This is a genomic window from Halalkalibaculum sp. DA3122, assembly GCF_043951865.1.
Taxonomy (GTDB): Bacteria; Bacteroidota; Rhodothermia; order Balneolales; family Balneolaceae; genus JAMQKA01.
On sequence record NZ_JBINJF010000003.1, the window covers coordinates 167904 to 192531 of the forward strand.

Sequence of the window (24628 nt, forward strand, 5' to 3'; positions counted from 1 at the left end):
ACACACATTCGGCTCGTTCAAGGATTGGCTACCAGTCCGGGTATTAGATTAAAGGGGGGCTTTGAAAAACCATCCAACTCACCGTTTCCCCCCCCCATCCCTTCACATGACTCAAAAACTATATGCCATTATAAACGGGGATCACTATTAGGGAAGGAATTTTTATGACTTGGTTTTTTTGATGGGCTGGGAAATCAAACCAAACTACCAATATTTGGAAGCCAATATTTCTACCTCAAATCCAAGGGATTTATAAGAGGCTATTTTGGAACAGTGCCTACAGTTGGATATGGACGCGATAGCAAGAGATATTCCCCATTTCTTTTTGACACTGCTGATGTTTAAAGAGTAACTCGCTTTAAGGATGTTGTGCAACAGTATGCGTTTTAAAAAATAATCTGTGCCCTTTGTTATTTCGTAGTCCGGCAACACACTGTAATACCATTTTAGGTCTTATAATAAATGTAACTCCCTGTATATCAGTGCATTACAAGAAATATAAAATAATCCTCGTGAGAAATGCAGGCTAAATTACTCACATAAGAAATGTAATCGATCTTCAAGTCGATTCTTACGTTTTAGATCACATCCACGTCCCGAGTGAACAGCAAATTTAAATTCTGCCGGCAAGTTGTTACCGGTTTTTTGTCCTCAGTCTTGGTTTTGGGCTTCAGTCTGTCTTTTCAAAAACCATCCGGTAATGATCGAACAGTTCACGTTCGAAGCATATCCTGTTGGGACTGGTACTGAGTAGAGCTCTGAAATTAATGTCGGTGAGGTATTTGGGTAACAGCGTGAGCAGGAAGGCGTATTTCTTCAGGTTAAACGACCGGTATCTCTTTTCCCACTGACGGATCGTTTCAATATAGTCCAGCCGACCGCTGCTCTTGCTGATCAGTTTGAAAAGTGGTTTGGCATTGTTAATCACCATCTCCGATCCGTAGGGTAACCATGATCCGGGAAACTGCTTCTCCATCAATGCTAATATATAGGCGTCCGAACTTTTTTCGGCGTTAATATCGATATCCTCATAATCGATCATATTTTTGCCGAATACCATTGTCTGCAGGTACATTCTTCCGCCCGGCGGCAACAGGTCATACACCGTACGGAAAAACCGTCGGTACACCTCTTCCTGTTTTCCCGCTTTATACTCTTCAACCGAACAAAAATGTTCGAAGGCACCGAGCGAGACCACAGCGTCGAATGTTCCGTAATCATCCTGTGTCACTTCCAGGCAGTTTTTGATATAGACCTCCAGCCCGTTTTTTCGGCACGCCGCGGCCTGGGCGTCAGAGAGCGTAAGGCCAATACACTTTGCCCCCACTTCGTTGGTAATGTAATTGACCAAAGGCCCCCAGCCGCATCCCATGTCCAGCACCCTGCTTTCGGGGGTGATATTCAGCTGGTTGACAATAAACCGGTGCTTCGCTTCCTGGGCCTGTTCAAGGCTCATGGAAAAATCTCCGTTGTACATGGCTCCGCTGAAATCAGCCATTTCTCCCATACTCAGCCTGAAAATGCGGTCGATGGTACTGTAGGTGAAATCAAGATCTTGTTTGTCTGCCATAACATTCTATCATTTGGGACTGAACGAATTCATACAACAAAAAAGCCCGCACTCTTTAATGAGGCGGGCTCCTAAATTCGAATGTGAGAACTTAAATCCTATTCGTAATCCAGGCTTCGTACGTTAGTTGCACTTTTGCCTTTGGGTGTATCTTCAACATCAAATTCTACAGCCTCACCGTCTTCAAAACCTTGATCAAAACCAAGATTTTCGACGTTGTTTCTGTGTACGAAAATATCTTTTCCTCCTTCATCCGGAGCGATAAATCCAAATCCTTTTTGGGTATCGAAAAATTTTATTTTGCCTTGTTGTGACATGTGTAATCTATATTATTTTAAGCACCAGTAGGTTTCGTCTTGTGAAAAGAATTGGGCTAACGCATCGATTCAGTAAAGTTCGCTTACCAGGTGGGTAATTATATTTAACAAGTCAAGGTATGACTATTTATTCACAATACCTATTTATACTTGATGTACTATACAATTTCATCTTGCGGGGGGAGAGATACAACGTGCTTATTTCTACCGTTATGGCTAAAAAGGTTATTAAATTGCCTGATGTGTATCTAATGAGATTTCTTTTCCATGGCAATATCCAACCAGCAGATCGAACTGTTCCGGTCGCTTTTTAAAGGGCGGGAGGATATCTACGCCCGCCGGTGGTAAAATAAAGATCGGAACGGGTACATGCCGGCCTATAATATGGACTGGGACCGGTACGAAAAACATAAGGCGCTGGGGGGGCACCTTTCAGAATTTCAAACACAAGGAGCTTGCTCCACTTACTCCTACCGTTATTCGAAAGCACCTGTCGGGCAAAGAAACAATCTGAATCTATCCCCTGCTGAAGGATAACCCCTCCTGGCTGCTGGCCGCCGACTTTGACAAGGAAAACTGGATGGAGGATAGCCGGCAGTTTTTACAAGTATGTGAACGGCACAATATGCCCGCCTACCTGGAACGTTCCCGCTCCGGCAACGGTGGACATGTGTGGATCTTTTTCCAACAACCCTGTCCGGCGTGGAAAAGCAGAAAAATTGGTTACTATTTGCTGCGGGAGGCCGGCATTCTCTCTGAATTTGAGAAGGATGCCAGTTTCGATCGGCTGTTTCCCAATCAAGATTCTCATTCCGGCAAAGGCTTACCCATCTGACTTGTACACACAATAATATAATCTATGAGAATCATAGTTTAATCTATACAATCCTTTGAATTCAGCTATTACATTGATTAACGCCATTTCGGGAGTGTAAAATAATGGTGAAACAGATACAGGGTATCATTGAACAGGGAATGATCATCTAACGAAATTATGAATCCGGAATCAGTAGAAGCCAAATCCCCCAAAAAAGAGGTTGAGTTCAGATTCATCTATATCGTCGGGATCTCCCTCATCTCAGCTCTGGGTGGTTTTCTATTTGGGTATGACTGGGTGGTTGTCGGTGGCGCAAAACCGTTTTACGAAGCTTATTTTGATCTTACCTCCTCCTTTGAAATTGGATGGGCGATGAGCAGTGCTCTTGTCGGATGCCTCATCGGGGCCGCTCTGTCAGGATATATTACCGACAAATATGGCAGGAAAAAGGTACTAATATTTTCAGGATTGCTCTTTACCCTTTCCGCAGTCAGTACAGCGCTTTCGGAGACCTTTTCACTGTTTATCTGGGCCCGAATTCTAGGTGGAATTGGTATCGGGTTAGCTTCAAATGTTTCTCCAATGTATATCGCAGAAATTGCACCAGCAAAATATCGGGGACGACTGGTATCTATAAACCAGCTGACCATTGTCCTTGGAATCCTGGCTGCACAAATCGCAAACTGGCTAATTGCGGAAACCGTACCGGGTGATGCTACACACAGCTACATCATAAATTCCTGGAACGGGCAGTATGGGTGGCGCTGGATGTTTGGAGTCGAAGCGATGCCGGCATTCATCTTTTTCACCATGGCCTGGTTTGTCCCCGAAAGTCCCCGGTGGCTGGTAAAACAGAACTTAACGGTCAAAGCCCGTGAAGTGCTGTACAAAATTGGGGGAGCCGCTTATGCGAATAATGAGCTCGACGCAGTCAAAGAAACGCTGGAAAAAGAGAATAAAAAAGTATCTATCAGCGAACTCTGGAACCCTTCATTGCTACCTATATTGACCATCGGTGTGGGATTAGCCGTATTCCAGCAGTGGAGCGGTATAAATGTAATTTTCAATTACGCTGAGGAGGTCTTTACAAGTGCGGGTTATACCATAACTGATATGTTATTCAACATCATTATAACAGGAACCATCAACCTTATATTTACCCTGGTGGCGATGCAAACCGTGGACAACTGGGGTCGCAAAAAACTGATGCTGCTGGGAGCAGGCGGACTCTCCGTGACCTACCTGCTGTTGGCTTTCTTTTACTACACCCAGATACTTGGCGTCCACATGCTAATCCTGGTTGTTACAGCAATAGCTCTTTATGCCATGTCTCTTGCACCCGTAACGTGGGTCATTATTTCAGAAATATTTCCCAACCGGATACGGGGAGCTGCAATGTCAGTATCGGTCTTTGCACTGTGGGCGGCCTCCCTGGTGCTTACTTACACTTTTCCCATTCTAAACCAGGGACTTGGGGAAGGCCCCAAAGGGACCGCTTTTACATTCTGTGTCTATGCAGGAATTTGTGTCCTGGGATTCATTTTGATCTACACAAAGCTCCCGGAAACAAAAGGAAAATCCCTGGAGGAACTTGAGCAGGAACTCATACAAGAATAGAATCACACGAAAATATTTGTCATGGAAAATCAGAACCCGGTAGACGTCTGGGAAGAAACAATTACAATTCCCACCTATCCTGTGGGAGAACCTGAACACAACCCCATGTTCTTTGAAAAACGGGTCTACCAGGGCAGCAGTGGCGTAGTATATCCCAATCCCATTATTGAAAAGATCTACGACGAAAAAATTGAAAAGACCTATACCGGCCTTTTCCTGGAAAACAGGTACCTGAAAGTCTTAATTCTGCCAGAGATTGGCGGACGTGTACAGATGGCCTACGACAAGATAAAAGAGCGTCATTTCGTGTATCACAACCAAGTCATCAAACCGGCACTCGTTGGACTGTTGGGCCCATGGATATCGGGCGGTATTGAGTTCAACTGGCCCCAGCATCACCGTCCAAGTACCTTTCAACCGATTGACCATAAAATCGAGGAAAATAATGATGGCTCAGTCACCGCCTGGACCAACGAAATTGAGTTGATGTTCCACACCAAGGGAATGGCTGGATTCACCTTGTACCCTGACAAAGCGTACCTGGAAATTAATGTTCAGCTATATAATAGGACCAAACTCCCACAGACTTTTCTATGGTGGGCCAATCCCGCCGTGAGTGTGAATGAGCACTACCAATCGGTATTTCCGCCGGATGTAAACGCCGTTTTTGATCACGGCAAGCGGGATGTTGCCACCTTCCCTATTGCCAAAGGAACCTACTATAAAGTGGACTATTCCCCGGGAACCGACATTTCGAAGTATAAAAACCTGCCGGTACCCACCTCCTACATGGCCATTCAGTCGGATTATGACTTTGTAGGCGGATATGAACACGACTCCGAGGCGGGACTTCTGCACGTAGCTAATCACCACATCTCACCCGGCAAAAAGCAGTGGACCTGGGGTAATGGCAACTTCGGCAAGGCCTGGGATCGCAACTTAACGGATGAAGACGGACCCTATATTGAACTGATGACCGGCGTATATACCGACAATCAGCCCGACTTTGCCTGGCTTATGCCCCTGGAGGAAAAAGCATTCTCCCAGTACTTCCTGCCCTACCGGGAGCTCGGGGTGGTAAAAAATGCGACCAAAGATCTGCTTCTAAATATTGAACCGGTCGATGAGCACAGCGCCAAAATCCAACTATACGCCACGAGCAAACAAACCAATCTCCAGGTCACATTACGGGTAGACAGCCAGATCGCATTTCAGGATCAGGCTGACCTTTCACCGGAAGCTGTGTATTGCAGGACTGCAGAATTTGACCACCCTATTAAAGATAACAACTATCTCCTGTCGGTTGAGAACTCAAATGGAGACGAGCTGATACAGTATGAGCCGGCAGGAAATAAGGAAAATGAGATCCCGGAACCGGCCAAACCGGCTAAAGATCCAAAAGAAATTGAAACAAATGAACAACTCTACCTGACCGGTTTACACCTGGAACAGTACCGGCACGCCACGTACCGACCAGAGCCCTACTACAAAGAAGCTCTTCGCCGAGATCCGTCGGACATACGAAACAACAATGCTCTTGGTAAGTGGTACCTGCGGCAGGGACGTTTTGAGAAAGCTGAAAAATATCTTAGAAAAGCGATTCAAACGCTTACGGAGCGCAACCCCAACCCCTACCAGGGTGAACCATATTACAACCTTGGAGTCAGCCTAACATACCAGGGACGCATTGAAGAAGCTTATTCAGCTTTTTACAAGTCCGCATGGAATAGTGAGTGGCAGGACAACGCATATTTTGCTCTGGCCGAGATCGATGTGGCCCGCGGAAACTTTGAGCAAGCCCTCGAGCATATCAACTGGTCGCTGGACCGGAATGCCCGAAATGGTAAGGGATGGACCCTGAAGGCAGCAGTTCTTCGAAAAATGGAGCACTATGAAGAGGCGCTTGAAACAATTAATACTGCCATTAAGCGCGACCGGTTTAACCTTTCGGCCTATTATGAACGACATTTGACCTGGGAAAAATGGGGCGAAGATGAAAAAGCGGATGCAGCACTGGATACGTTATTAGAGCTCTCCCGGGAGTATGAACAAAATTTAATTACGTATGCCCTGGATTACGCATCCGCGGGATTATTTGATGAGGCTATGGGCCTTTTGAAAAACGCCATCGAAGAGGAGGAGCTGGAAACGTATCCCATGGTCTTGTACTACCTGGGATGGTTTCACCTACAAACGGGGAAAGATGAGGAAGGACTTCAGTTCTACCAAAAGGCTGCACAGGCAAATCCCGCATACTGCTTCCCCAATCGCCTGGAAGCCATTCCCGTACTGCGTGATGCCGCGAAGCGTAACAATAAGGACGCGAAAGCTCCATATTACCTTGGATGCCTGTTTTATGACAAGCGCCAGCATGAACTGGCAGTCAATTACTGGGAGACTTCACGGAAACGGGACGAGGCGTTCCCCACCGTGCACCGCAATCTCGGTATTGGGTACTTTAATAAACAGGATGACGCCCAAAAAGCGATCCGTAGTTTTGAAAAAGCCTTTTCTCTTGATGAGTCGGACGCCCGGGTATTCATGGAGCTGGATCAGCTGTATAAGCGCACCAACAAAGATCCGCAAGATCGACTGAAGTTCCTGGAAGAGCATATGGAGCTGGTTGATTTCCGGGATGATGTGTACCTGGAACGGGCGGCACTCTACAATTTCCTCGGGGACCATCAAAAAGCGTATGACCTTATTATGGATCGAAAATTCCATCCCTGGGAGGGCGGCGAAGGAAAAGTATCCGGCCAGTATGTCTACAGTTTGACCGAATTGGCCAAAATCGATATTAAAAATGGGGCATATCAAGAGGCCATTGAAAAACTGGAGAACGCCCAGACCTATCCCCCCAACCTGGGAGAAGGCAAGCTATACGGCACCCGGGAAAATGACATTTTTTACTGGATGGGTATGGCGTACAATGCACTTGGGGATCATGATACGGCCCGGGAACAGTTTACCAAGGCCACGGAGGGAGATTACCAGCCGAGTCCTGCAATATTCTATAATGACCAGCCGCCCGAAATGATTTTTTACCAAGGACTGGCCTGGCAACAGCTGGATCAGCCGGGGAAAGCCAGCGAAATTTTCCAACAGCTTGTGGATTACGGAGAAGAGCAAATTAACGAAGAGGTGAGCATCGACTACTTCGCCGTATCGTTGCCCAACCTGTTGATCTTTGACGATGACCTGGCTCTCAGGAATAGGATTCACAGTAATTTTATGATTGCATTAGGTCGGCTGGGACTGGGAGCGTTTTCAAAAGCAGAAACTCTGCTGGAAGACATCCTGCAGAAGGAGGCGATGCACTTTGGAGCTCAAACACACTTAAAACTCATCACCCGGTTCAGGGAGCAACTGACTTCAAATATTTCATGAACGGTCCACTTTTAGTTAACAACACTCAATAAACACTTAAATGCCATGATTATGAAACATCCTGTTCCACGCTTCGAAAGGCTTGTACGTTTAGGCATAGCAGCAGTTTTAGTACTTCTCCCCATCGGCAGTGGCTTGTTCGCCCAGGATAATATTTCACTTGCCGGACAATGGAAACTAAAGCTTGACAAGAATGATATCGGATTGCAGCAGCAGTGGTATGATGAGCGTTTCTCAGATTCCCAATCCATTTTACTGCCCGGATCGATACAAGAGTACGATTTAGGGGAGAAAATATCGACAGAAACGGAATGGGTTGCTACGAGATATGAACAGTTTTTTGAGCTGGATAAATATGCTCCTTACCGGACGGACGATAATTTTAAGTTTCCGTACTGGCTAACCTCTGACACCCATTACCAGGGAGTTACATGGTTTCAGAAAGAAGTTACCATTCCTGAAAACTGGGACAACAAGCAAATAACACTTGAGCTTGAACGCCCTCACTGGGGGAGCATGGTATTTGTGGATGGTAATAATATGGGCGCCGACAGCAGCCTTGCTATTCCCCACCGCTACGACCTTTCGGAGGTACTCTCACCCGGCACGCACACCTTGTCGATCAGGGTTGACAATAGAATACTATATGATATCGGACTGAACTCTCACAGCATCACCGAGCATACACAGTCGAACTGGAACGGCTTGGTAGGTGATCTCCTGCTGAAGGCATCCGACCCGGTGTTTATTTCTGACGTACAGGTTTATCCTGATGTTGAGAATAAGCAGGCCCGTGTCCAGGTACACATAAACAATACTACCGGCAGCCCACAATCGGGAGGCCTGCAGCTGCAGGCCAGGTCAAAAAATACTGATAAAGAACAGGCTCTCCCTCCTGCCCAAAAATCGTTCACTGTATCTGAATCCGGTGTCGTTGAACTAACCTACGCGATGGGGGATGATCCGCTGTTGTGGGATGAATTTAATCCGCAATTCTATACCCTGGAAGTTGATCTAAAAAGTGGATCGTCATACAGTGACTCCTATTCCACTGACTTCGGTATGCGTGACTTCACTGTGGAGGGCACGCGATTCCACATTAATGGGCGCCCCATATTCCTGCGAGGCACCCTGGAATCGGCTATCTTCCCTGAGACAGGCTATCCCGCCACATCAAAAAAAGAGTGGGCCCACCATTTTGAGGTAGCAAAACAGCACGGGCTGAACCACATCCGCTTTCACTCCTGGTGTCCTCCGAAGGCTGCTTTTGAGGCTGCAGACGAGCTCGGTATTTACCTTCACGTGGAAGCTTCCGTCTGGGTTAATCAAGGGGCCACCCTGGGCGACGGCAAGCCGGTCGACCAGTTTGTGATTGATGAAAGTAAACGCATCATGAAAGAATATGGCAACCATCCCTCCTTCGTCATGTTTGCACATGGCAACGAGCCGGGTGGCGATAATTATGAAGCGTACCTGGCTGATTTTGTCTCAATGTGGAAGCAAAAAGACAACCGCCGCGTGTACACCAGTGGGGCCGGGTGGCCGGCGATAGATGAGAATGAATTCCACGATCTGCCCGACCCGAGAATCCAGCAGTGGGGCGAAGAACTCAATAGCGTGATCAACGGTACGTCCCCGAGCACGGACTGGAATTTCGAGGAAGATATCGCTGGATATGAGATCCCGGTCATCGGGCATGAAATCGGGCAGTGGACGGTGTACCCGAATTTCAACGAGATGTCGAAGTATACCGGCGTGCTGTACCCTCACAACTTTGAGATATTCCGGGATTTCCTCGAACAAAACCACATGCTGCACCAGGCACATGATTTCCTGATGGCCTCCGGCAAACTGCAGGCGCTTTGCTACAAAGCCGATATCGAGGCCGCACTTCGCACTCCGGGTTATGCCGGCTACCAGATGCTGGATCTGCATGATTTCCCGGGTCAGGGAACCGCACTCGTCGGCATCTTAGATCCTTTTTGGGACAGCAAACCCTACATCAATTCGGAAGAATTCAGCCGGTTCAGCTCTCGGACGGTTCCCGTGGCAGTTATGGAGAAACGAATTTTATCCAATACCGAAACCTTCAGGGCTGAGCTCGAGATCGCCCACTTCGCTGAACATGAAGCAGATGGTATCCCGGTTCGCTGGAAAATCACCAACAATCAAAACCGGATATTGGCTTCCGGTGAAACAGTGCGGGATCTTCCCATTGGAAACAATATTGAAGCCGGAACCGCGTCACTAGACCTGTCTTCGTTTGACGAACCCCAAAAGCTGAACCTGAATGTGACTGTCGGAAACTTGGGTGAAAACGACTGGGACTTCTGGGTGTTCCCGGAAAGTGTGGATACGGAACCATCGTCGGACATCATTGTCACAAAAACCCTGACCCCGGCTATTGAACGTAAGCTACAAGAAGGGGCGAAGGTACTCCTGCAGATCAATGGGAAATTGAAAGAGGGCAAGGGCAAAGAGGTAGTAGGTGGGTTCTCCACCGTCTTCTGGAATACAGCGTGGACTCTGGGACAGGCTCCCCATACCATGGGCGTGCTGGTTGAACCGACTGATCCGCTTTTTAAGGATTTCCCGACGGAATACCACACGAACTGGCAGTGGTGGGATATCGTGCATGACGTGCACCCGATGGTGTTAAACGACTTCCCGGCCGACCTCACGCCAAAGATACAGATGATTGACACGTGGTTTGAGGCCAGGAAACTGGGACTTCTTTTTGAGGCAAAGGTTGGTAAAGGGAAACTGGTCGTCACCTCCATCGATTTTGAAAATAAACTTGCCCAGCGGCCGGCTGCCCGACAGTTATACCACAGTTTGCTTGGGTATATGGATAGCAGTGATTTCAATCCGGATACACCGGTCAACCTCAGCCTGATTGAAGAGCTGTACGAGTAAATCATTTCTGCTGAACGCCAAGATTTCCTTGCCGGTAGCTTGGCGTTCAGTTTATTTATCCGGGAGTGTGATTGGCTAAAAACTACCCTCTCTCTCCTCAGGACTTTGAGTCAAATAGATAACTTCATGCAGTCAAAATGAGCTCTTCTATGGGTGCTGTTTCTCAGACGACCGGTCACCTTGTTCTCTTTTGCAATTCTTTATTTATCAACCTCCGCCGTCGCTACGCCTGTGGTATCACGTAATCCCAGGTTGACCTCCAGTCCGGGTAGTGCGTTTTCCAGTTCCTGGGCCCCTTCCGGGGTTACACCAGTCTGCCACACAAAAAACTTTCGTAAATGCGGCAACTTTTTCAACTGCTGAATACCTTCATCAGTCACTTCAGTACCATATAAATTCAGAAGTTCCAGGTTCGAAAGACCGGTAAGATGGGTAAGTCCTTTGTCAGTAACGCCTGTATTTGGCAGATGAAGTCGTGTCAAGTTCGTAAAATTCCCGATGTCGACAAGGGCCGTATCGGAGATGATAGAATCTCCCAGGTCAAGCCAGGTGATTTGAGTTGACACTTCTCGCAACCCACTCATCAAAGAGTCAACAGATCTATTTCGCGGAACATCAACCTGCAGCCAATTGCTCCCGGTGGCTACCGGACGAATATCTATACCCTGCTTCTCGAGATCAACAAGCACCTGCGCATTTGCCGGTGCCACCTCGGAAGCGAGCAGCTTTTCAGCGGGACTCATATCGGCCTGTGGATCTACCAGCGTATTCAGTGCCGACTGGACCTCCTCCGAGACCTCCACTTCGGCCACTTTTTTATCAAACGGGGCTCCGCTGCTCACCCACCATTCCAGCAACTCTTTATGAGCATCCGTAAGAGGTCGTTTCCCCTCCGGCGGCATATGGTCATCGTGGGTTTCCGGCAGGAAAATCCGTCGTATCATCTCACTTTCCCCGGCATTCCCTTCTACAAAAGCCGGGCCGCTTTCTCCCCCTTTCAGTAGCAGCTCCCGAGTGTGCATCTGAAGTTCTCCCTTGCTCTTCGTTTCGTTATGACAAGAGGTACAGCGCGTTTCCAGGATGGGATCGACAATGTCACTATAGATCTGTGCTTCCTGGATATTGGTGATCTCTTTAAACCCTTTTTCCTCCTTGGGGGGCAGTCCGGCCACTGTCCGCAAACCATTTGGCATGTATTGGGTCAGGTAGTCACTTCCGTGGGTCAGGGAGCCGCCGTAATGGCCAGCCACCGCTAATGTCAGCATCATTATCGACAGTAATGACAAATATGCCCTATCTACAACCTGAGAAGGGTTTCGATCATGCTGCCACTTTAATAAATATGCGCAACCCGAAGCCACAGCCACCCCAATCCCCGACCACTGGTGAATAGCCAGCATCTCTTCATTATATCCGCCGGCCTGGGCCAGCAAATACCCAAGAACAGCAGCCAGCGCAGCCGATGCCGCTCCCAGCAGAAGTACAAACCCAGCCGCCGATCCAACTTTCTCAAATCGCTTGAACCGGGAAGCAATCTCAAGGATAAACGCCATTACCAGGAAGCCGATCGGCAGGTGAAGAACCAGTGGGTGAAAACGGCCTAAAAAAAGTACAATGTCAGAAACTTCTTGCTCCATGTGCTATTCTAAAATATTCATCTTCAATATCGTAGGTAATACTAGTACTCAATTTCGAAAGTAAGCGAAATTATCTAATGGTGGCTATTCGCTCATTTTGTCAGGTCATCCCCCTGCCCCCCCCTTCGAAGGGCACAACAGAGACTTAATGATGATCAAAATCAACAATTTTTAACTGCACTTTTTCTGATACTAAGTACTAGGAGTCTGTCGGACTTAGCCTAATCTACTGCGAACCATCCGAATTTGGCTGATTCTCGTTACAATTCCCTAAGCCCGACAGACTCCTAGCTCACAAATTTTCACCATTGACAACATACTACAATAACAAACCGCAGAATTTTTGTGAGAAATACGAGCTAACTATACCGCTCCTTCCACAGATTCAACATATGCGTGTTGATCTCCCACTGGTTTCCGAGTGGTTGCCCGGTATAGGGAACAGCTGGCATGTAGGTCGGAGGACCGAACTCGGGGGTCATCGTTAGTCCCCTGCCCTCCTCAACCTTTTGCTTTACGACGGCATCCCACCAACCAAAGTGAGCTTCCAGGGCCTGCTCCCATTCGGGGGCACGCGGATCTGAAACTTGAGGGCCTTCCGGGTGTCCAACTCTTGAATGCACGTGATCGGTGCGCTCCAACGCCAGTTCTACAGCCTCAGGCTGATTGGCCAACAACGACTCATGTACATTGCACCAGTGTGAAATGTCCAGCGTCAGGCGCAGGCCGGGAATCTGCTCAATAAACTGCTGCGTGATGTGGGCCGCAAAAAGCATGCGCGAACGATGCGTTTCATGCGATATCCCGATTCCGCTCGACTCCTGCAGTTGCACAGTGTAATCGACAATCTTCCGGTTTTGTTCAAAGCTAAAAAAGTCGCGCCCCGAGTGACAGTTGATGAGCAACGGTTCCATCTCGACAGCGCGATCAATATTTTGCTTGAACTCGGTAAAATGTTCTTCAAAATCGTTGCTTCCGGAACCGACGAGCAGGCCGATCTTCAGATCATAATTACTGGTTACCTGAACCAACTCACGTTGCTCTTTTCTGCTGCCGGGCAGCCACACCTCAATCCCATCGTAGCCGGCTTGTTGAACCGCCTGGCAAAACTCCTCCAGTGTACCCGGGTAGCCCCACCGCGTGGCCAAATAGATAATATTAAAATCATCGGGGATGGCGAATCCGGGCCTGTTCTCTGTCTTTTTACTGGTCCCGCCGACCAGCATCCCGCCACTGCCCAGCGCTAAATTTGAGATAAACGTTCTTCGGTCTAATGGCATACTATATTATTGGTAGCTGATGTTCAAAAAACTATGAACTCATTTTTGAGAAGAACCGGAATAAGCGAAAATCCTCATTTGCCGTCTACCCTTTCACTTCTCACTTTATTACGCCAGAATATCTTTCACCACATGCCCGTGCACGTCCGTAAGGCGGAAATCCCGACCTTGGTGGAAATAGGTCAGCTCCTCGTGATTCAGTCCCATCTGGTGAAGAATGGTGGCCTGCAGGTCATGGATATGCACGCGATCCTTAATTCCTGCATAGCCGATTTCGTCGGTCTCGCCATAGGTTACTCCCCCTTTGACGCCGCCACCCGCCATCCAAACGCTAAACGCCTCGGTGTGATGATCGCGGCCCATAAACGGCATCTCCTGCCCGTCCCGGTTCTCCTGCATCGGGGTGCGCCCGAATTCGCCGCCCCAAACTACCAGCGTCTCTTCCAGGAGCCCACGCTGCTTCAAATCCTTAATTAGTGCCGTCATCGGCTGATCCACCTGCCTGCACTTATCCCGGAAACCGGCATCGATACCGGTCTCCTCGTTTGTCCCGTGGGAGTCCCATCCCCAATCGAACAGTTGTACAAATCGTACGTCCTTTTCCACCAGGCGCCGCGCCAGCAGGCAGTTGTTGGCAAAAGAGGTTTTGCCCGGCTCGGTACCGTACATCTCGTGGATATAATCCGGTTCATCGGAGATATCCATCACGTCAGGTACCGACGTCTGCATGCGAAACGCCATCTCATACTGCGAGATACGGGTCAGTATCTCCGGGTCTCCAACCTGCTCATGTTCCCTGCGGTTGATCTCATTGATCGCCTTGATCGCCTTTCTTCGAAGATTGCGGTCGATACCATCCGGGTTGGAGACGTAGAGCACCGGATCTCCCTTGGAGCGGCACTGCACGCCCTGGTAGACGGAAGGCAGAAAACCGCTGCCCCAGGCACTTTTGCCGGCACTCGGGGTTTTTCCGCCGGAAACCAATACCATAAATCCAGGCAAATTGTCATTTTCGCTGCCCAGCCCGTAGGTGACCCACGACCCCATGCTGGGACGTCCCAAACGGGGACCGCCGGTCAACATGAGCAGCTGGGCCGGAGCGTGGTTAAACTCATCGGTGTGCATCGATTTGATAATTGCAACATCATCCACAATGGTGGAAAAATGAGGCAGTAGATCGGAAACCATGGTCCCCGACTCCCCGCGCTTTTTAAAATTGGCCTGCGGTCCCATCATCTTCGGGACCCCCTCGATAAACGCAAACTCTTTTCCTTCCAGCAGTGACTGGGGACAATCTTTGCCGTGCAGCTTCTGGAGCTCGGGCTTGTAATCGAATAGCTCCAGCTGCGAAGGTGCGCCGGCCATATGGAGGTAAATAATCCGCTTGGCTTTGGGGGCAAAATGGGGAGGTTTCGGGTCCAGTGGATGCCCTCTGCCCATAGTTTGAGCATTCTTGTCATCTGAAGATGAGAACGGGTTGCACCCGGTCATGGCTGCAAAGGCCAATCCTCCCAGTCCCAGTGAGCACTTTTTAAGAAAATGACGTCGGGTTTGAGACTCCAGCTTCCGGTGGCGTAGTTCCTCGAAAATGTCCATGCTACTGTCCGTTTATGATTTAGTAATAAATTCATCCAGGTTCATGATGGCGCTTGACACAATTGTCAAGGTTGCCAGTTCCAGGTCTTTTTTCCCGGTTAACTCCTCCGCAGCCTGGGGATTCTGCTCAAAATGGGCTTTGGTATCACGATACAGATTTTTTAGCTCTTTCAGCTTGCCCGTTCCGATATCCTGAAGCATCGCCAGGTGGTAACCGGTCTTCAACTGCTGCTCGGTATTCACAGGAGCTTTCTCAAGTATCCGCTCCGCCAGTCCCCGGGCAGCTTCCACATATACCGGGTCGTTCAACGTGACCAGTGCCTGCAGTGGCGTATTCGTATTGACCCGCTGTGCTACACAGACCTCCCGGCTGGGGGCATCAAAAGCGATCATGGAAGGATACGGATTGGTTCGTCGCCAGTAGGTATATAAGGCACGCCGGTACCTATCTTCTCCTTCGCTTGTTTTCCATTCCAGCCCGCTGTAGACCACCTGCCAGAGTCCATCCGGCTGCGGCGGCATGACGCTTGGACCATACATTTTGTCGCTCAACAAGCCAGCCACTGCCAACGCCTGGTCACGAACCTGTTCGGCGGTCAGGCGCACACGCGGGCCGCGGGCCAACAAGCGGTTGTTGGGATCAAGCTCCTGCAGCTCAGGAGTGACATTCGAGGCCTGGCGGTACGCAGATGACATTACAATCTGTTTCAGCTGCTTTTTCACGCTCCACTCGTGCTGGTTCATAAACTGTAGCGCCAGCCAGTCAAGCAGCTCAGGATGCGAGGGCAGGTACCCCTGCGATCCAAAGTCAGACATAGTTTCCACGATTCCGGTTCCAAACAATTCGGCCCACAGGCGGTTCACCGTCACGCGCGCCGTGAGGGGGTTCTCCTTGCTCACCAGCCATCGGGCCAGTCCCAGGCGATTTTCGGGATATTCCTCCGGCATCGGGTTCAATACCTCGGGCACGCCCGGCTTCACGGTGTCTCCGTGCACCATCCAGTTACCCCGTTCAAATATCCGGGTAGTGCGCTTGTAGTTGCCTTTCAGCTCTACCATAACCGGCGTTTCGATGACCTCATCGGTATTTAGCAATGTATAAAATTTCTCGCGTGTCTTTTCGTATCCGGGTTTACCTTTGCCCGGAAGCGACCGGTGAAAGAGGACCCACTCAATTGTATTCACATATCCTTCATTGCCGGGATCCTTGAACACAAAATAGAGATCGGTCACCCCCTCTTGGGGAGTTATGGGGATGGAGGTGATATCAAAACTACGCGGCCCGTCATCCTCCTCGATATCCCAGCGGCCGATCATCTCACCTGCAGGATCCTCTTTTCGTATCTCCACCACGCCACTGGTTCTGTTGGTCCGGTAACTGATAAACATGCGGTCTTTCCCGGTCAGGTCTACATCTTTGATGCGAGCATGACCACCGTGCTCCACGGCCAGGTAACTGTTGGTGGAAGTAATTGTCCCTTTCTTGATCTGGTCAAATGAGTGGGCGTGGATCTTCGGTTCCGTAAGTCGAACCAACTTGGTAAAATCCTGTGTTCTTGATGATTCCTGTGGATCGGCAGTCTGCTGTCGAATCCATTGAGTAATCTCATCCAGGCGCTGCTGGTCCTCTTCCTTTTTAAATGTTTTAAGATTCGGGGCTTCGCTGGGCACATCCTCATCCGCAGTGTTGTTGAAATATGCGTATGACTTAAAAAAATCCTCATGCCGAATCGGGTCATAGGGATGCGCATGGCACTGCACGCATTCCATCGTGGTCCCCTGCCATACATTCCAGGTGGTATTCACCCGGTCGATCACGGCTGCCACCCGAAACTCTTCGTCGTTGGTACCCCCTTCGTCATTATTCATGGTATTGCGATGAAATGCGGTTGCTATCAGCTGCTGATCTGTGGGATTGGGCAGCAGATCGCCGGCCAGCTGCTCGATGGTAAACTCGTCAAACGGCTTGTCCTCGTTAAAGGCTTTGATCAGCCAGTCGCGGTACTGCCAGATACTGCGGTGCCCATCCTTTTCATAGCCCTTGGAGTCGGCGTAGCGGGCCAGGTCCATCCACATGGCCGCCCACCGCTCTCCATATCGCGGGGAGTCCAGCAGGCGGTCCACCACCTTCTCGTATGCGCCCGGACTGTTATCATTTAAAAAGTTTTTAAGCTCCTGTTGGGTAGGCGGAAGCCCGGTCAAATCCAGCGTCACCCGGCGCAACAGAGTTTCTTTAGCCGCTCGTGGAGATGGTTCCAGCTCACGCTCCTCCAGTTTTCGGAGTATAAAACGATCAATATCATTTTCGACCCAATCGGAGTCTACTTCAGGCGGCGTTACCGGCTGCGGTTTCTGATAAGACCAGTGTTCGCCCCAGTCGGCGCCCTGCTCGATCCACCGGGTCAACAATTCAACTTTTTCTTCCGGCAGGGGGTCCCCTTCAGGCGGCATCCGCTCATCCGGGTCGGGATGTGTAATGCGGCGGATCATCTCGCTTTCTTCGGGACTTCCGGGGACAATGGCAGCTTTGCCAGACTCATTCGGGCTGAAAGCCTCCTCCTGGAACAGCAGGCTGAATCCACCCGATTTCTTCACCCCGCCGTGGCAGGCGATGCAGTTTTTATTCAAAATCGGCTTAATATCCCGGTTATAGTCTGCCGGCTCCTCGTGCGGGTATAGGACATACACCCCACAAAAAAGAAGTACAATTCCGGATAACAGGTATATCCCGTATTTCTTGTCTGAAAAGATCCCTACCATGTTGTAATCACCTTAATTATCTATAAATCCCAACTATCCCTTAATTTTATAAATAATAAACATATCATAAATAGATTATCCTACCATTGAGATGGACTTTTCTTCTACAATATGTAATCTCGCATCATATTGTCCCTGAATAATGTTAAATTTTTGCCCTTCCGCGGACCAGGGTACACTCTATTTCCCACTGATGAATCACGTTATTTTTTATTTTTGCCGCTTCCCCGGTTTTTATCGCTTCGGATAAAGAATCCGTTTGGGCCGTTGTTGGTTCCAGCGAAACCGTACAGCTTCGTTCTTCCCCATCCTCAGGCCAGCCCCCGTAGCAGAGCCATATCCCGAGATATGGTAATTTTCTTTTATCAAAGCTAAAAACCAGGGTTTCATCCGCTTTACTCTTGTAAAGCCCGGCCTGGCCGATATTTGACTCGGTAGAAAACAGCTTCACAGCAACATTAGCTTCAATACTTTGAACCCTGGATAGATCAATGGCATCTGCATTTCCAACTTTAGGCGGCCAGTCGATAACATCCTCTATTGAATCAACCCCTTTCCCAGTATACCAGTAAACCACCACTTTTTCACTCTTGCCCAGTAAAACCCGGTCATTTGATTCTACGAAAAGCAGTGGATGGGCCGACCACAAATATTCGAGAGTACCATCAGATTTATTCTCAAGATAATAGGTAATATTCAAACTGGAACCGTTTAATGCTATCTCTTTTGTCAGTGAATAGTTAAGCTTCTTGCCCTCAATCGATAATGTAATCGATTCTTCATCTTTTTGATGGTATTCCCAGGAACGACTCCAAAGCTCGCCGTGATCGGGCAGCTCTACCGATCCATTTTCAGTTTGCACTTGGCAGGCTTCGATGGTGGGGAAACACTCGTCAAAACCATAGGCAAATCGCAGATCAAAGGGGTCCCCATAATCAGGTTGTACAGGACGCTCTGAAGGTGGGTCCAACAAAAATTCAGTGCCGGTCTTTTTACTAAACAGGCTCACCATCTTGCCTCCCATTTCCGGGTTCAGGATAATCTTGATATGCTCATTCTCAAGCTTCTGCAAATTCAAATATATTCTTTTTTCTTTTCCTACTGGTCTAACGTTTGCTGTTCTCCCTCGTAATTGTAGAGTGTCACACTTTTCACGTTTTCAGGAAGATTGATCTTCCTGGTTGATTGAGACATGTACCCCGAACCGTAGTAAAGTTCTCTCTTTTCGGTACTGCCATCTTGATAGGTGATCATCAAATGTGAGGCAGACGCGGGTGGCTTTAGGACAGTACCCGGTGTGGGATTGACTGCTTCAAAGACTTTAAGAGAATCACTATTCTGGGAAGCAATGTATATCAGTTGTCCGTTTTCTGATTGCAGGGTAATCAATCCTTTCCCATCTCCGTCAACAAAGAAACCACTTTTCCGGTGAGAGATCGGTTTAAAATCTCCATTTCCATCTCCTGCCAGCAGGGTTCCAACCGAGGCATCCAGTCGACCGGTGATGACCTCCGGGGCATATGAATTGCCGATGGCAAGAACATCCAGGAACTGGTCTCCATTCATATCCCGGACTTCCAACCCGAATAACGGCGCCCACTGGACTTTGGCAGGCAGCGGCTTGATGTCAAACTTTCCATTCCCCAGGTTTTCAATGTAGCTGCTCTCGAAGCGGGTAGCCTTTCGCACGAATGCGCCCTCCAGCCCTTCATCTGGGAAAAATTCCTTGAAAGGGGTCTGGGCATATTCCTTATAGGTTGGGAACCTGGAACGCAAAGAGGGAATTTGCTCGAGAAGTTGATCCCGTTTATAAATGGGGTATTCCGTTCCGTTCAGGTAGTATGTAATGATCGGATCCAGGCGCCGGTTTCTGTCAAAATCTTTGGCATAAACGGTTACCGGTTGAGAAACCGATGCGTCCAACCTGGTATTTAGCCCAAGGTTACCTGCCACATAATCGATATCTCCGTCACGGTCAAAATCGCCCCCGGCAATGCTGTTCCACCATCCGGAGGTATGCTCAAGTCCGGTTTGGTCGGTAACGTCTTCAAATTTCCCTTCCCGGTTCTTGAGAAATGTTATTTCCATAAATTCTCCCACAAGCACCAGGTCTCTCCACCCATCATTGTCAAAGTCGGTCCAAAGGGCCGAAGTGACCATTCCCAATCCCTCCAACGCCCTGGCAACCTTTCCTGTTACGTCCGTAAAATGCCCACCGTCATTTCTCAATATGTGGCTCCTGGGAGGGAGTGGATACCCTGTTGGCTGCGTTTTTCCAAGCGGCTGCAACCGACCACCGACAAAAAGATCCAGGTCTCCATCCCTGTCATAATCAGCTGCAGTGACAGTTGAACCGCTGGTCCGTATTTCGGGCAAAGCATCCCTGGCAAGAGTGAAGTTTCCTTGCCCGTCATTCAGGTAGAGACGATCCTGGTAATATTTTGAACCTTTAAAAAATTCGTTGCTTCCGCTTGTCACGTAAAGATCCCGGTCTCCATCGCCATCGGCATCAAAAAAGAGCGGGGCCATCTCTTCGCTTGTGCTGGAAGCCTCATCATCAGATATTAATTTCCGGCTAAAGGAGCCATCTGCTTTTTGTATGAAAACTGAACCACTTTGGTCATACGAACCGGTGACATAGAAATCATCCAGTCCATCGCCGTTCAGATCAGCAGTGGCAAGTCCCGGTCCCATCTGGGAGTGTTTGTGAGGAAGCAGCGGTTGCCGTACAAAATCGTTATAAAACATTTCGTTGTGTTTATAATCCAGGTTCAGCGCTTCCGTTACATCTGTTAAGAGCGGGGGTGTTGATTTTTCAGAAGGAACAGGCCCTGACTTTGCATCGTTATAATCCACAGCAATCTGCTGGTTCACTACAATTTTTTCCAGCCTTTCAGAATGCCCGTCCGGCCAGATCACACGCAGGGAATCTACGCTCTCGCAATTACCCAGTCCGAAATGGATAGGATATTCGACCGATGACTGGTACCCTCGGCTGACGTTATGTTTTACCGTTTGAACTGCATCGCCACAGTAGAGCTTAATCTCTGTTCCTAGTCCATACCTGTTTTTATCCGGTCCTTCTAGTTTCACACTTAAGTAATTATTTCCTTCCCCGTTATTCCGGTAGATACCCGCCTTTTCATTTATGTGGTTCACCACCATATCCAGGGTCCCGTCGTTATTCAGATCGGCGTAGGCTGCACCGTTCGAGTAGGTGGGATTCCCGGATTTCCAAGTCCCACTTTTTTCTTCGAAAGTCAAATCCCCGTTGTTTCTGTAAAGAGCGTCTGTTCGCTTGTAGTCATAAATATTTTGCAGGGCTTTGCTTATCTCCTCACGAGCCCGTTCCCTTCCGTACCTCCGCTCCAGGTTGATGCGCTGTCGAATCAGATCCTCATCGACGACGCCCCGCAGGTATCCATTTGTTATCCACAGATCACGATATCCGTCATTATCAAAATCGGCAGCCAGAGGAGCCCAGCTCCAGCCGGTCGCTTGAACTCCTGCATATTGGCCGATCTCACTAAAGGAAAGGGTACCTTCATGGGTCGTTCCATTATTAAGCTGCAGCATATTACGCAGGTATTGAGGATGATACCCCGCTTCCAGCGACCGTTCAAAATAGGCGTAGCTCATCGGGTCCGACATTCGCCTGCGTTTCTCATAACCGGGAGAAAGCATGTCCACCACCAGGATATCGATCCAGCCATCGTTATTCAGGTCCGATAAATCACTCCCCATGCTCGACAGGCTGTGATGCTTTAGGGCATCGGAACCGACCTCTCGGAATGTGCCATCCTTGTTGTTGATGTACAGGTAATCATTGGCCAGGAAATCGTTGGCCACATAAATATCTTCCCAGCCATCATTATCCAGGTCGCTGATACCCAGCCCAAGCCCCATCCCCGGGTAGACAATGCCCACCTCGCTGGTAACATCACGGAATGTACCATCACCATTATTTTGATACAGCCTGTCGTTCCCGGTACCCGATCCGTCGGTGACGAGTTCTTTAATTCGGTTGGGCTGCAGCTCTTCGTTGGAATGATTGAGCAGGTACAGGTCCAGGTCTCCATCCTTGTCATAATCAAAGAAAGCCGATTGCGTGGAATAGCCCGTGTCGGCGATACCAAATTCTTCGGCCCTCTCCGTGAATGTCAGATCACCGTTGTTGATGTACAGCCGGTTTTTCCGTTGTTCGGGCGGTGCCTTTCCCGACCTGCACACATATAAATCCAGGTAGCCGTCATGGTTTATATCGACAAAATTTACCCCCGTAGACCAGCCCTCATCCAGCAATCCGGCAGATTCCGTTATCTCCTCGAATTTAAAATCTCCCTTATTCAGGTAAAGCCGGTTCGAAACCATATTGCCAGAGAAAAATATGTCTGGCAGGGAGTCATTGTTGATGTCCCCAATGGCCACTCCCCCGCCGTTATACAGGTAGAACAATTCAAACATGTTGAGCGAACTGTTTTCCTCAATATCGTTGGAAAAATGGATGCCGGTCTGTTCGGGTGAGAGTCGCTGAAAAAGCTGGGTGGATGTGTCAGACTTCTGGCATCCTATCAATAATAGGTTGCTCAGTAGAAATAGAATGGGAAGGAAATTTTTCCGCATTTAAAGAAACCGATCTTATAACACTTTTCTCATCCAAATAACCCTATTAACGCGAACTCTGGATAAGCAGAAGTTAATATAGAATCCATATACCGTCTTTTCGAAATTTTTGTTGAGCAAGTGAGCGAAACCGGATCTTAAAGGAACCATTTCTTTTTGAGATCTACGTTTTCCAGCGGATCGGGTTAACTGGTTTTAGCGCAGGTGTAGCAACCGCAACAAAATTTCACCAGCCGGCGATTGTTGCGGTTCATTTTTTCATCGTTGAAAAAATGAACCCTCCTGAATTCTCAAATTCAACAAACGAACTTCCTTTTCAGCAATTCCTTAAACCGGGCTAACATTAATTACCGATTACCTTTTTAAACAGCAACGTAAAGGACAGGCAGGAGCAGAAGAATATGCTCAGGGATTATGAAAATAGATGGAAACACCATTCGAAGAGGAGATTCCACTATTTACCAGGTTGCATCTCCTGCCCTGCCTGAAAGTTGGTTCTATTGCCAGAATGGGTGCTGCTCTACATTGGGATTGCTTTGCACCTCATCAAGTGGCAGGGGTAGCACATGGTCTTGCTGACCATGCGTTCTGTTGACGTCATACGTATTGATAAACTCGTTAACATACTCACCGAGATAATCTTTTTTATTCCCGCCGTGCGAGCTCATTCGTTTCAGGAAAGGATAGGTCTTCTGCTCGAATGCGAATTCCAGAACGAACTCGTCCACGATGGCGTCCCTGAGCTCATCTTGGCTGAGCCCGGAAAGCTCTGGCAGTCCGGCACGCTCCCGCACCATATTTATCCCAAAATAGGGATCTCCATTCCCACTTTCATTGGCTGCTTCCGAATGGCCCAGCAGCACATCGGCGTACCTCAGGTAAGGCACATTCTTTTCAGTATTGTTTTCACTGCTGATTCCAATTTCAACCCATTTGGCAACAAAACCGCTGCCGAATATCAGGTCATCCGGGTTGTTGGGATCGGCATCATTGCTGACAACCCCGCCAAAGCGACTTAAATTAAAATCGGCGTCTTCACTCCAGCGTACCGTGGCTCCATCAACCCGCGTTGAAGGATATGACTCGATAAAGGTTCCCGGAATTCGTTCATCGCTGTCGTCATATTTCATGCGGAAAGCCTTCGTACCATCCAGCCAGTGCCAGCCCACACCGCCCATGTCGGTAGGCAGATCCGGCGGAACAAAGTGTGCGTGATGATTGGTAAACTCATCGCTGTCCACCGAGGCCGAAACCTGGGCCTCAAATATCCTTTCGCCCGTGTTTTCGTGCTCGGTATCGAAATTCCAGGCAAAATCATCGAAAAGATAGTGGGGACTGTTGCTCATAATGTCTTCGGCTGTCAGCCTGGCCTGGTCCCACTGCTCGTCCATTAAATAAGCTTTCATCAACAACGTTTTAGCCGCCCATCGTGTGGCCCGGCCAACGTCACTCCCGGTATACTCACTGGGCAGCACGTTTGCAGCAGACTGCAGATCCTCGAACATCATATCGAGCACCTTGCGTTTTCCATCTTCATTCGAGGCAAATTCCAGTTCTGTCGTGCGCTCGGTTGTAAAGGGCACATCGTCGAAATAGCGAATCAGGTTGAAGTAGTAGAACGAACGCAAAAACCTGGCTTCCGCAAGTATGCGATCCCTCAACTCCGGATTGCTGGGACTTTCCATGTTTTGAGCCGCTTCAATCACACCATTGGCCCGGTTTATCGCTTCATAGGAGAGGTCCCAGTATGCCTCGATATAAATATCAGTGGGACTCACGTTTCCGGTCTGAAAATCAAGTGGCCCTTTCTCCCACCCAACCTGGTACCCTACCAGCTCCTCAAACACGTAGCGATTGTAAAAAAAGTTGAACCACCGGCCGCCCTCCGCGAGGTTGTCATACACACCATTCACTCCTTTTACCAGGTCATCGGAATCCTGGTAAAACGTGTCGGGATTTATAAAGTCGGGATTTTCAATAAGATCCTCTTCACAGCCAACGAGAGACGCTGCCAACAGAACAGTAAACACTAAACTCAATCGAAGTGTATTCACTAAAGAATTCATAATTTTACCTCTTCATTATCTATTTAAATATTTTTCTGACAC

Annotated in this window: 14 protein-coding genes; 5 read left to right on the top strand and 9 right to left on the bottom strand. The window is 48.7% G+C overall.

Annotated elements, in window-relative coordinates; translation table 11 throughout:
• Positions 1–670 precede the first annotated feature (670 nt).
• Both ACG2F4_RS03515 and ACG2F4_RS03520 read right to left on the bottom strand, forming a co-directional pair.
• On the bottom strand, positions 671–1570 hold the full coding sequence (locus ACG2F4_RS03515; protein ID WP_395258479.1) for an SAM-dependent methyltransferase: 900 nt from the start codon (positions 1568–1570) through the stop codon (positions 671–673).
• A gap of 98 nt (positions 1571–1668) precedes the next feature.
• Entirely contained in the window at positions 1669–1887 is a 219-nt protein-coding gene (locus ACG2F4_RS03520) for a cold-shock protein (protein ID WP_395258480.1), read from the bottom strand.
• Between the two features lie 267 nt (positions 1888–2154).
• Here ACG2F4_RS03520 and ACG2F4_RS03525 point away from each other — a divergent pair, with 267 nt between their 5' ends.
• The 5 genes from ACG2F4_RS03525 to ACG2F4_RS03545 all read left to right on the top strand — a co-directional run bounded on the left by ACG2F4_RS03525 (position 2155) and on the right by ACG2F4_RS03545 (position 10624).
• The gene (locus ACG2F4_RS03525) at positions 2155–2235 is read left to right on the top strand and encodes a TOTE conflict system archaeo-eukaryotic primase domain-containing protein (protein WP_395258604.1); all 81 of its coding nucleotides are present in this window, start codon (positions 2155–2157) and stop codon (positions 2233–2235) included.
• Positions 2236–2437: 202 nt separating this feature from the next.
• Complete coding sequence (locus ACG2F4_RS03530) at positions 2438–2722, top strand: TOTE conflict system archaeo-eukaryotic primase domain-containing protein (RefSeq protein WP_395258606.1); 285 nt, start codon at positions 2438–2440, stop codon at positions 2720–2722.
• 159 nt (positions 2723–2881) lie between these two features.
• The gene (locus ACG2F4_RS03535) at positions 2882–4321 is read left to right on the top strand and encodes a sugar porter family MFS transporter (protein WP_395258481.1); all 1440 of its coding nucleotides are present in this window, start codon (positions 2882–2884) and stop codon (positions 4319–4321) included.
• Positions 4322–4342: 21 nt separating this feature from the next.
• On the top strand, positions 4343–7708 hold the full coding sequence (locus tag ACG2F4_RS03540) for a DUF5107 domain-containing protein (RefSeq protein ID WP_395258483.1): 3366 nt from the start codon (positions 4343–4345) through the stop codon (positions 7706–7708).
• A gap of 51 nt (positions 7709–7759) precedes the next feature.
• On the top strand, positions 7760–10624 hold the full coding sequence (locus ACG2F4_RS03545; RefSeq protein WP_395258486.1) for a sugar-binding domain-containing protein: 2865 nt from the start codon (positions 7760–7762) through the stop codon (positions 10622–10624).
• A gap of 200 nt (positions 10625–10824) precedes the next feature.
• On the opposite strand, the gene ACG2F4_RS03550 is transcribed toward ACG2F4_RS03545, so the two are convergent.
• From ACG2F4_RS03550 to ACG2F4_RS03580, 7 genes are all read right to left on the bottom strand, one after another.
• The gene (locus ACG2F4_RS03550) at positions 10825–12261 is read right to left on the bottom strand and encodes a c-type cytochrome domain-containing protein (RefSeq protein WP_395258489.1); all 1437 of its coding nucleotides are present in this window, start codon (positions 12259–12261) and stop codon (positions 10825–10827) included.
• 359 nt (positions 12262–12620) lie between these two features.
• On the bottom strand, positions 12621–13541 hold the full coding sequence (locus ACG2F4_RS03555) for a sugar phosphate isomerase/epimerase family protein (protein WP_395258492.1): 921 nt from the start codon (positions 13539–13541) through the stop codon (positions 12621–12623).
• A gap of 108 nt (positions 13542–13649) precedes the next feature.
• Positions 13650–15137: a DUF1501 domain-containing protein gene (locus ACG2F4_RS03560; protein ID WP_395258495.1), complete on the bottom strand. Its 1488-nt coding sequence runs from the start codon at positions 15135–15137 to the stop codon at positions 13650–13652.
• Positions 15138–15149: 12 nt separating this feature from the next.
• Complete coding sequence (locus tag ACG2F4_RS03565; RefSeq protein ID WP_395258497.1) at positions 15150–17897, bottom strand: DUF1553 domain-containing protein; 2748 nt, start codon at positions 17895–17897, stop codon at positions 15150–15152.
• 145 nt (positions 17898–18042) lie between these two features.
• The gene (locus ACG2F4_RS03570) at positions 18043–18975 is read right to left on the bottom strand and encodes a DUF5107 domain-containing protein (RefSeq protein ID WP_395258499.1); all 933 of its coding nucleotides are present in this window, start codon (positions 18973–18975) and stop codon (positions 18043–18045) included.
• A gap of 20 nt (positions 18976–18995) precedes the next feature.
• Positions 18996–22520: a VCBS repeat-containing protein gene (locus tag ACG2F4_RS03575; protein ID WP_395258502.1), complete on the bottom strand. Its 3525-nt coding sequence runs from the start codon at positions 22518–22520 to the stop codon at positions 18996–18998.
• 497 nt (positions 22521–23017) lie between these two features.
• On the bottom strand, positions 23018–24586 hold the full coding sequence (locus ACG2F4_RS03580; RefSeq protein ID WP_395258505.1) for a RagB/SusD family nutrient uptake outer membrane protein: 1569 nt from the start codon (positions 24584–24586) through the stop codon (positions 23018–23020).
• Positions 24587–24628 lie beyond the last annotated feature (42 nt).